At 63.5% G+C, this 1845-nt stretch carries 1 protein-coding gene and 1 pseudogene (1 of these 2 only partly in view); both read left to right on the plus strand.

Annotation, left to right across the window (positions count from 1 at the left end):
- Positions 1-207 (plus strand): annotated as a pseudogene (locus tag B3P22_RS05670) (efflux RND transporter permease subunit); its annotated part reaches 723 nt to the left of the window's first position; the annotation flags it as partial.
- A gap of 64 nt (positions 208-271) precedes the next feature.
- On the plus strand, positions 272-1801 hold the full coding sequence (locus tag B3P22_RS05675; RefSeq protein WP_296270304.1) for an efflux transporter outer membrane subunit: 1530 nt from the start codon (positions 272-274) through the stop codon (positions 1799-1801).
- The last annotated feature ends 44 nt before the right edge of the window (positions 1802-1845 follow it).

Below are 1845 nucleotides of genomic sequence, written 5' to 3' on the forward strand. Positions count from 1 at the left end.
ATCGCTGGCGTGGTGCCGCTGATGGTCGGTTCCGGCGCAGGCGCGGAGATTCGCCAGGTTATGGGAGTGACTGTGTTCGCCGGCATGCTCGGCGTGACCTTGTTCGGTTTATTCCTGACTCCTGTTTTCTACGTCGCGTTACGCAGGCTCGCGACGCGCAAGCCACGTCGCCAGGCAAATGTCGCCATGGAGGCCACCCATGACTGACTCCACAAGGACTGATTCCGTCATGCTTCAAACGCCATCCCGCATCCGACCATGCCTACGTCGGATGCCACATCTGGTACTGCTCCCTTTGGTGGCGTTGACGCTGGCAGCTTGCGCAGTAGGGCCGAATTACAAGGCACCTGCCGCGCCCCAGGCAGTGACGTATGCCCGCCAAGACCCCGTTGCCGTGTCCCAGCTTGTACCGGAGGCCGATGCGCAATTCTGGCGGGAACTGGATGACCCGGTGCTGCACTCTTTGGTGGAGAATGCTCTTCACGCCAATCACGACATCCGCATAGCACTGTCGCGCTACGAGCAAGCCAGCGCACTGTCGCGCGAACGTCGCCAAGACTACTATCCGACGCTGGGCGCGTCCGGTGAAATCAGTACCCAGCGCGCCAGTGCTGCACAAGCACCGGATGCGTCCCGCTCCGACCGGGATAACGATCTGCATTCGGCTGGCCTATCCGTGATCTGGGAATTGGACTTCTTTGGCCGAGTGCGGCGCAGCGTGGAATCGCAGCGCGCCGAGACCGAGGCCAGCGCAGCCGACCTGGCGGGCGTACAAGTGGCTATGGTGGCCGAGTTGACCGACGCCTATTTCCGCTTGCGCGGCTTGCAAGTGCAATTACAGGTCGCGCGGGACAACGAAATCAACCAAGCCGAAACGCTGCGGCTGATCGAGGTCTTGTTCGAGAACGGCCGGGGCACGTCGTTCGATGCCGACCGCGCCCGCACGCAATTGGCGCTGACACGCTCGCGCATTCCGCCGCTTGAAGCTGAGGCTGCTGTGGCCGCCCACCGCATTGCCGTGCTCACTGGCCGCACGCCTGCGGCGATGGCCGAAGTGCTGGATCACCCCGCAGCCTTGCCTGAGCTGCCCGCCCAGGTCAACGCCGGTGCACCGGGCGATCTACTGCGTCGCCGTCCCGATGTGGCTGCGGCAGAACGTAGGCTGGCTGCGGCCACTGCGCGTATCGGCGTAGCCATGGCAGACCTGTTCCCTCGCTTTACGTTGGGAGGGCTGATCGGCACGCAGGCGTTGGGCTTTGGTTCGTTGTTCGAGCGTGATAGTGAAACGCGAATGATCTCGCTCGGTGTGGGTGGTTCCTTCCTAGACGTGGGCCGGGTGCGGTCGCGCATCGCGGCGGCCAATTCAGCCACTGCCGAAAACTTGGCGGTATACGAGCGCACGGTGCTGCGCGCCATGGAAGAAACCGAGAACGCGCTGGTACGCCTATCGCGCGCGCAGACCGAGAACGCCATGCTGGTACAGGCGACCGAGGCCAGCCGCCGGGCAGCCAAGACGGCTCGCCTGCAATTTGAGGGCGGCGCCATCCATGTTTTGGATGTGCTGGAGGCCGAACGTTCACGCTTGGAGTCCGAAGACTTGCTGGCACAAAGCGCCACCCGCAGGGCGACGGCGTTGGTGGCGGTCTACAAGACGCTGGCCGGCGGCTGGTCACACGCCTTGCCCGGACCGCAGGGCGAGGCAGTCGCGCAGCGCCACAAAAGCGGCGACAGGCCTGAACTGGATGAACTCGGCGACATGAGCGGCTACACTGCCACGACCCTCAAACGGCCTTTGTACTGACAACACGAGGCTAACTGGAGCTTCGACACTTAGGCTGCTTTATC

It is taken from the genome of Pseudomonas sp. UBA6323 (assembly GCF_002439135.1).
GTDB lineage: Bacteria > Pseudomonadota > Gammaproteobacteria > Pseudomonadales > Pseudomonadaceae > Aquipseudomonas.